This window comes from Hominimerdicola alba, from assembly GCF_900112155.1.
Taxonomy (GTDB): Bacteria; Bacillota; Clostridia; order Oscillospirales; family Ruminococcaceae; genus Hominimerdicola; species Hominimerdicola alba_D.
Window position 1 is genome coordinate 73,195 of the sequence record NZ_FOKQ01000017.1, and the last position, 8,499, is coordinate 81,693.

Consider the following 8,499-nt stretch of genomic DNA (forward strand, 5'->3'; position numbering starts at 1 on the left):
TCCTTTCACCTATATTATACACTTGCCGAGGAACAGAATATAAAAATCAATTCCGACCGTTCTGGATAACGCAATAGAGCGTATCAATAGGATCATAGGAGTTTGCACAGTACAGAAGCAGACAGTCGAACGGGTGACGTACATAGAGCTGGGCAAATCCGCAGGAAATAAGGACACTGTTAAGCTCCTCATAGAAGTCCATGAGGTTGCCGCCGATAGTATTAGGATCGTTATTTTCGGCTTCATAGTAAAAGTTGTAGAATTTCAGCAGCATCAGGGTTTTACGCAGGAGATCGTATGAAGCTACATCGCCGTTTATGATCTTGCCAAGCGTAACATCATTCGGGAGCGATTCTGTAAACCGTTTCGGGAGCTTGCTATCCTTATTTTTCTTGCCCGAACCTTGATACTTGACACCGAGCAGAGCTTCTATCGTCAGACTGCCGAGCCTTTCAGAATTCAGTATCCTGTCAGCTTCATATCTCAGCAGAATACTCCGAACTGTTTCGATCTCATCACTGATAATGCTCCTTGCAAGCTGAAACTGCTGCTCATTATTATAGCAATGCTCCGACAGATACCGCAGGAACTTTTCATCATCATCAATATCCAATATCGTGGAGATGATCTGCGAAGTCGATGTATGGGCGTTTTCCTGAGATACAAAGCCCTTAGACTTATCGAGCAGCTCAGTTACCGCAGAATACGGCTTCTTATGGTACAGAGCGTACATAAATACCGCATCTACGTTGCTTTTTACATTAAAAGGCATCGTGAGATAGTGCTTCTGAAAGAAAACAGCCGTCTGCTGAAAGTCCATTTCAAGGGCATAGCAGAGATCATAGTGATTACGGCGATTTGTGACACCCGGCGTAGTGCCTTTGATCCACTCCTGCACCGTGCGAGGGCAGGAAAATCCCAATATCTCCTTGTATCTGCGTTTGACTTCGGTGAGCATAAGCTCATTATCCTCGGCAGAACAAGGCACGCCGAGCTGAGTAAGCCTTGCAGACACTCCCTCCAAGAACACAGGACGGGCTTCAAGCTCGATAGCACGGCTGATTCCCGAAGTCACATCATCTGCGTTGTCAGGATTGATAGGTTCACCGAAACAGGTCACATCATAGATATATTCAGTATATTCGTCACGGAACAGTTCTGGTATTTGCTCATTATTCATGGTTATTCATCACCTCGTTGTTATTAGATACTTTGAATCCAGTGGTTCAAAGTTGATTGTAAATTGCAACAATTTAAATTAAAAGCACTCAAAGTCAGTATCACTTGATGTCATTATCTTTTTTATACCTTCTTCAAAAGAACTTCCAAAGCAATAACAAGCCCCTTCGTCTGCTCCGATGAACTCACCGTTTTCTCCTATATAGAACTCTAAAAAGCAACAATCCCTGCTGGGAATATGACCAAACGGATATACATCTTTTATTTTGAGAAAAGCAGCCATATCTTTGGCATATGTTCTCGCTTCTAACCATTCTGATTTGGCACAGTTTTCGCTGAAGAAATACTTCGGATCAATATGAATAATATAGTAAAAATCGTCCTCACTACCCGGATTTTTACCCGTAACCCTATAATAATTCCAGTAACGATAGCATGGTATTTTCAAAACCAATCCACAGAAAGCGGAAAGCACTTCCTTCACTTTAATGGGTATGTCATATCCATACTGTTTGTAAAGAGCTATATATTCGGAAATATCATAATTTCGATCTTCGTTCCAACCGCTTCTTATAAGGACTTTTTTGATTTCTTCATCATAGATTTTCATTCGATCCCTCCAATTGCAATTAAGATAGAGTCTTTTTGAACTATACTTGCATAAACGCAGGCTTCGGCTCAGGATAGTCCTTAGCCTTTTCCATAATCATTTTTGTCAGAGCCTTTTTCGCAATACTTTGAGGATCACCGTTAGGACGTATCCAGTCATTCAGGCTTTCCTTGCCGAGTATCAGCGGCATCCGGTCATGAATATCACTGACAGGAGCAACCGATTCTCTTGTAAGTACAGCGAACATAGGAACCTGAATGCCTTGGTGTTCCTCAAAACGGTACAGTCCTGCGAGATATGTGATCTCAGCTCCTTCAGGCTGGATCGCAAACTTTTCTTTCTTGATACTACGCTGTTCATTTGCATTATGAAAACCGACTTCCGACGGCGGTACGCCCCATTCGTAGTACCAAGATGCAGGAATCACACATCTCCGCCTGAACCATGAGTCTTTCCATACGGGCTTCTGATCCGCTGTTTCGATACGGCAGTTGATAAGCGGTTTTGATGATTGTTCGACCGTGAAGCCCCAAATCATCGGAAATACAGCCATATTGCCTTGCTTGTTCGGAGCAAACACCGCTGCCATATCAGTAGGACGGATATTTCCCGACATAGTTGACGGCTTTGACATAGCGTTCATGATAGCACTTGTCAATGGCAGTTGTTGAGCCTTATCAATGATAGTTGACAGAGGCTTATAATCAGCATAGAACCAAGTACACACTATGAAACATCTCCTTTATACTTCTGGGTTAGGAATTACTTCATATAAATGATAAGCAAACCGTAATTGTTGCCCAATCTCTTGATCCGTATTCTCCGAAAGCCTGCCTTTTTTCCAAGCTCAATATATTCGTCTTTGGTGAATTTCTTGAACCCGCTTTTCGTATAGAAATACTTGTCCAAGTTTTCCTTCGATATAACGGCATTGTAGAAGATTCCGCCGTCCTTTAACACTCTGCTAATTTCAGCCATTCCCTTAGCTGTATCATTCCAAAAGTATATGGTGTTCATCGTTGTAACCACATCAAAGGATTTGTCTTTGAAAGACAGGTCACAGCAGTCACCGAGCTGAAACTTCATATTTCCCGAAGCAACATACTTGCGATTCGCTTCGGTTGCCTTGCTGACCATATCTTCAGATATATCAATTCCTATGATAGAACACGGAGATTTCTGAATTATCAGCTTTTCAAGGTATCCGTTTCCAAATCCTACATCAAGTATCTTAGTTTTTGGAGAAACGTTAATTTCTTCAACAATTCCCTTGTACATAACATTATTTGCACGGTTCATTGCCCATGTCATGATCTTTCCTATAATTCCGTGCGGATTTCCGCATTGCGAAGCCAAATAATCACCGAGTTTTCCCATGTTTTCCGCCACCTTTTCTTTTAATCTGTACATACTGCAATCAATCACAATTTATTTCAGTATCAATGTGAATATCCACGAAAGCAATGCCGCAAACAAGGGATAGCCTATAACAGTACCAATAATTTTAGCAGCCCATGTTTTCTTATGGATATATGGCATCAGATCCTCTGTTCCCGGAATCAGCCACGTTTTCGTATGTCCCACCCAATACCAGTCTATAAATACACGATCAAATAATCCACATAATAAATACATGATGGTCAATTGAATAAAGCCATCTAAAAAAGTCTCGGCACCATTTACGCAGAAAACCATTAATGGAGCGATTATAAGAAGGATCAGCATAAAAACAAGTCCGGAGACAATCTTGTTCCGTTTGATTTCATTTTCTGTAATAAGTCCCAACTCTACTACACGGTCTTTAACAGGCTGCTCATAGAAATGGACACCGCCGACTGCACCGTTTCTTATGTTTACGACGCATACAAGCAGTAAAGTAAAATTAATGACAAAACTTTCAATAACAGCTAAAATCATGGAATACCTCCGTAAATGTCTATTTGTACGAATGATCTCTCACATTGCTTACATTTCCAATTATACCACAATCAGCCCTGCTTTTCAATCCAGTATACGAAAAAACGGGAGCAACCCTGAGCGAGTCGCACCCGTTACAATACCGTCAAATCAAAGTTCGATCTTATCGGAGAAATCGCCGTTGATAACGTAGTAAACTGCTTTATCTTCCGGCTTAATGTAAAACTCGATAGTCTTGACCTTACCCTTGAATTTGCTCTTATAATCGGCTTCAACTGCCTTTTTGATCTCAGCGAAATCATACTCATCGCCGCCGAACTGAACCTTGACTGTCTCAACGGGAGCAGTCGCTCTTGTGGTCTTAGCCGTGGTTTTCTTCTCAGCAGCTTTCGCAGGAGTTTTTGCTTGGGTAGCAGTTTTCTTAGCAGGAGCTTTCTTAGCAGCAGGCTTCTTTGCTGGCTTTTCAGCCGGAGCTTCTGCGACAGTCTCCTTGACAGCTTCGGTCACAACCTCTGCCTTGACTTCGGCAACAGGTGCGGTTTCAGATTTCTTCTTTCTTGGCATAGTTGATACCTCCAAATGATTTGATATAACCATTATACCGCTTTTTTCCTCAGTTGTCAATCTGTCACGGGCGATTTATCGGCGTTTGACCGCTTTCAAAGAGATTTATGACTTTGATTCCTTTCTTCTGAGCCATTCGCACCGTCTGTCCGGTTCCGCTGCGGAAGTTATTCGGATTCCAATAGCTGATACAGCACACCGTAGCAAGTTCTACAAGCCGAGCGTTTCGGTCTTTCATACAGCCGTTGTAGTATCTGTCCGATACATATTCCACACTATCGGCAAGACCGAGGAGTTTGTCAAGCTCTGCTTTATTCTCTGCTGTCCATTGCTTAGTCTGTTCATCTTTGGAACATGGCAGGATCAGGTGCAGTTTTACTTGCGGATAATTCTCACGGAGTTTCAGGACGGTAAACGAAGCGAGGGCATCAAAGCCGTATGCTCCGCCTGCATAGAAGTCGGTCACGCCTTGTGACGTTATCAGCTTTTCAATAGCAGCGTAGAGCTGCTCTGATAGCATCACCTTATCAGTCACAATGTTCCTATGTCCGGTAAAACAAGCCGATTTATACATAAAACAACGCCTCCCTACATATTATATCATTAAATTATTTATTTGTAAAGGGCAGATTCGGTATATAGTAGTAAATAGTTCGGCGTATATGGATTAAAAAATCCGAACGGAAGCATTATAATAGTAATAGAGAATCGGCAAAGGAGTTGGAACGGAAATGGACTATGGTTCAAGATTAAGGAAAATGCGGAAAGCTAAGAAATTCAGTATTTATAGACTCCATGAAATAACCGGTCTGTCACAAGGACACATCAGCGAGCTGGAAAAGGGCAAAAACCAACCGACCATCGAAACCTTGCAGCGACTTCTTTCGCCAATGGGCATTTCACTCTCTGAGTTTTTCAATGAGGACAATGAAATCTCCTATCTCAACGAACGAGAAAAGGAGCTTGTGGCAACTTTCAGAGCTATGCCTGATGATTCGGCAGAGCTGTACTTCCAGTTAGGTAAGAAGTTAAATCAGAAATAATTGCTATAACAAGAGGACTTTTGCAATCGAGCAGAAGTCCTCTTTTAACTTTGAACCCAGTGGGTTCAAAGTTGACACTTATTATGCATCTTTTTCGCCCTATATATTGAAGTGTGAAGCGATTTGTGCTATAATGATACATGAAGGAAAACACTGTTGATAGGCTTGATTAAAGGGTTTATCGCAATCTACTTATGGAGTAATAAAGATGAGTAATATAACGGAATGGTACACAAGACACGCCAAAAGGGTTGATAAGAAATACTATGCCAAAGGTGAGTCTATTTACGTTCTGCACCGGAGAACATTACAGACAGCTAAGAGCATAATTGATCTGATCAATGATATTCCTGCTGACGATCTGTTTCTTGAGCTGTATATGCTTGTAAAAGATAAGGAGTTCGGGAATTTTGTAGGGAGATACCAGTATGTCCTGGAAATGGCAAAAGAAAAGCCTGATACCTTTGCAGAACAACTTTATGAGTTCTATGTAAAAATGGCTGCGAATATCAAGAAGAACAACTATTATCAGGGATTCTTTGAGTTTATGTCCTATTTTCAAAATGAAGATATGAGAGTTATGGACGTAAAGCAACAGCTCGTTTATCGGGCTTATGTTAATCTGCTGATGAATCAGACCGAGTTTCTACGCAAGAACAAGTTTGACCTGAATAAAATGGTTGCTGGTGTGACAACAAAAGGAGAACTGATCGAAGTTGATGACATCTGTCCAAGTCTTGACTTCTGCGTTCACGAAATAGAGCATATAGCACTTATGACACCGGACAAGCTAAATCCTGATACTATGGTCAAGGTATATGCAAAGCGTGGCTATAAGATCAACTCATGGGAAGACACAGAGGTGCTTCGTGTCATGCAACAGCTACACACGAACGTAGTGGCTTATCTGACTCCCTATATCAATGAGTTTACGATAGATATTATTCCTCACGCAAGTTTTAACCCTGCACTCGGAGCATATCTGAAAGCTGTTCCAATCTTGCTTAAAGACAGCGATGCCCTTAAAGACACTCTTTGCCATCGCCGCAAAACTCTTTCAGCCAACGGATTGAAGATTCATTTTGAGAACAGCACATTCACAAAAGATGTGTTGCTCAAGGAGATATACCATAACGGAGCTATTGTATGCCTATACCGATTAGAAACCGCACAAGGCGAAACGGCAGGCTTCTATAATACGCAGACAAAGCAGTTCGTTTCAATGTTCACTCATACCGAGGAACAGACCACTCTGTTAGGAAACTATGTCGAAAACACAATTCTTTGGTGCTATGCGGCATTTGTTGGTTCGGACACAAGCATATTGCCGACCGCAGAATCCTATAACGAGTATCTCAGTGATCCGACCGCTGAAATCACATTCACTTCGATCGGCGGAAAGCTGAGAGTTCCGACGGGAACAAAGCATATCCGAACAATAGCCGGAGATAACCGCTATGAAACAGAGGTCAAGCATATCAGCGGATATATCCGTAAGCTGCCGGAAGGGCAGAAAGCATCAGAACGAGCAGTAACGCTGGCTCAGTCGCTCGGCTATGACCTTGCAGATAACGAGACTTATGTACAGCCGTTTGAACGGTCGAGCTGGATAATTAATAAAAATCGCTAAAAATTGAGGGCTTTTGCATTGTGCAGAAGCCCTCTATTACTATAGTATTTATACGTTGTTATATATATGAATCCATGGAGTCTCTTAAAATATTTGTAATCTGTTCCCAATTAAACTGATAACCTATACCAGGGAAAAAGTACTGCGTTGTATTTTTTGTTAATAAGAGCCCAAATTTATTCCATAGTTTCATTTCATCACGTAAGTAGCTATTCTTCGCACCTGTTTTTATTCCACCTGGTTTTCTTTTTCCAATAAATCCGTTATTATCTAAAAAGACTTCCAAATCATGAGCGTAGTCACTACTCTTCTGAGGAACTGTTGTGACCTTTTGAAATTTCTCTATAATATTGATTAAATCAAGATGCTTTCCAGTGGTGAGTATTAAGTATGCAAGAGAATGCTTGAAAGCTTCACTGTTTGCACCATATTTTTTACCTATTTCAAGAAGTTTAAATCCCTTGTTGGTTAATCTACCTTCCGAACTAGACCATAAGTCTAATTGTACTAATGGAATCTTTGAATTCTGTTTTTCAGCCGCTTCAGAATTGGAAGTGAAGTTTTTATTTCTAGGAGTTCCATCCCATTGTTTTGTCTGCTTATTAATCATTCTTTTATAGAATTCAGGGAATATATGATCCGAGTAAATATCACCAACTTCATCAGTGTACATAAAACTTAGATTCAATAAATCATAAACTTCAAAGTGGCTTAGGTCTCTCCACCAACACCAAAATGTTTTAATCTCATTAGGAGTTGTTTTTGGAGCTGATTTTCTTTGCGAATCAATTGGTCTTAATATATCAATAGTTTTCGTACTCAAATCATAAGCAAATAATGAAGTGCATACTTCTTTAAATTCGGGTGAAGAAAGAGTGTCATTGACAAAATTGGCGATTTTAAATCCATCATCTGCTAGATAAGGAAGTATTAAACCTGAGTATTGATATTCTTGTAAATAGGAAATGGATTGACCAAGTCCCGTCAAGTACTCTCTTTTAGTTTGAAAAGGAGGTTTAAATTCCAAAGCATATTTAGCATTTAAAGTACTGTCATAGCACACATAATCTGGGCGCGGCCAATCCCATCCTCCGCATCTTGTAATGGTAGAAGAGAATATTTGTTGAAATCGTTTGTCACCTAAACGTATTTTTTCAAGAATAGCATCGCCATAAAAAGTGGTAAGATTATCATGAACTCTTCCCATTTATACTCCCTCCTCAAAATATCTTGTAAAATCTCGTAAATACTCGCGAAATCTCAGTATTTCATAAAGTTATGTTCAAGAAATGAACCAAGTTATGGATGATCCAAAGCATTGAATGCCGGATTTAACGTTATCAGGGTATAGCAAACAAAACGTCTTGAGAGATCTGTTTTGACAGCCTTGATGCGACCCATATCCGTTACGGCAGCAAACCTCCTCTGTCCAACGGGATCATTCGTCACGTGAAGTCCCAACTTCCTTCGTTCTGCCTATCCATAACAGGGCGTCGGCGCAGCTCCATTGCGAGGTCATGCCCCTTGGTAATAATTCCTGCCGACTGCCGGCTCAT

At 40.9% G+C, this 8,499-nt stretch carries 10 protein-coding genes; 2 read left to right on the plus strand and 8 right to left on the minus strand.

The annotated features are described in order from the left end of the window. Positions 1 to 46 precede the first annotated feature (46 nt). The 7 genes from BM265_RS10770 to BM265_RS10800 all read right to left on the minus strand — a co-directional run bounded on the left by BM265_RS10770 (position 47) and on the right by BM265_RS10800 (position 4,844). A complete protein-coding gene (locus BM265_RS10770) occupies positions 47 to 1,180 on the minus strand; it encodes a hypothetical protein (RefSeq protein ID WP_242940824.1) in 1,134 nt (377 codons plus the stop codon). Between the two features lie 78 nt (positions 1,181 to 1,258). Next, complete coding sequence (locus BM265_RS10775) at positions 1,259 to 1,789, minus strand: SUKH-3 domain-containing protein (protein WP_074961722.1); 531 nt, start codon at positions 1,787 to 1,789, stop codon at positions 1,259 to 1,261. A gap of 40 nt (positions 1,790 to 1,829) precedes the next feature. Further along, positions 1,830 to 2,516 carry an SOS response-associated peptidase gene (locus BM265_RS10780; RefSeq protein WP_074961724.1) on the minus strand — a complete coding sequence of 229 codons (687 nt, stop codon included), beginning with the start codon at positions 2,514 to 2,516 and terminating at the stop codon, positions 1,830 to 1,832. Between the two features lie 35 nt (positions 2,517 to 2,551). Next, entirely contained in the window at positions 2,552 to 3,199 is a 648-nt protein-coding gene (locus BM265_RS10785) for a class I SAM-dependent methyltransferase (protein ID WP_081358429.1), read from the minus strand. Between the two features lie 18 nt (positions 3,200 to 3,217). After that, positions 3,218 to 3,706, minus strand: coding sequence for a hypothetical protein (locus tag BM265_RS10790; protein ID WP_074961729.1), 489 nt, complete (start codon positions 3,704 to 3,706; stop codon positions 3,218 to 3,220). A 150-nt stretch (positions 3,707 to 3,856) separates the two neighbouring features. Then, the gene (locus BM265_RS10795; protein WP_074961731.1) at positions 3,857 to 4,270 is read right to left on the minus strand and encodes a DUF6465 family protein; all 414 of its coding nucleotides are present in this window, start codon (positions 4,268 to 4,270) and stop codon (positions 3,857 to 3,859) included. 64 nt (positions 4,271 to 4,334) lie between these two features. Next, on the minus strand, positions 4,335 to 4,844 hold the full coding sequence (locus BM265_RS10800) for an SLOG family protein (RefSeq protein ID WP_074961733.1): 510 nt from the start codon (positions 4,842 to 4,844) through the stop codon (positions 4,335 to 4,337). Positions 4,845 to 5,001: 157 nt separating this feature from the next. On the opposite strand from BM265_RS10800, the gene BM265_RS10805 reads away from it, so the two are divergent. Together BM265_RS10805 and BM265_RS10810 are read left to right on the plus strand one after the other, a co-directional pair. Further along, the gene (locus tag BM265_RS10805; protein ID WP_074961735.1) at positions 5,002 to 5,313 is read left to right on the plus strand and encodes a helix-turn-helix domain-containing protein; all 312 of its coding nucleotides are present in this window, start codon (positions 5,002 to 5,004) and stop codon (positions 5,311 to 5,313) included. A gap of 208 nt (positions 5,314 to 5,521) precedes the next feature. Next, entirely contained in the window at positions 5,522 to 6,943 is a 1,422-nt protein-coding gene (locus BM265_RS10810; protein WP_074961737.1) for a hypothetical protein, read from the plus strand. A 58-nt stretch (positions 6,944 to 7,001) separates the two neighbouring features. Here the strand turns inward: BM265_RS10810 and BM265_RS10815 are convergent, their stop codons facing one another. Beyond that, on the minus strand, positions 7,002 to 8,150 hold the full coding sequence (locus tag BM265_RS10815; protein ID WP_074961739.1) for a hypothetical protein: 1,149 nt from the start codon (positions 8,148 to 8,150) through the stop codon (positions 7,002 to 7,004). Between the last annotated feature and the right edge of the window lie 349 nt (positions 8,151 to 8,499).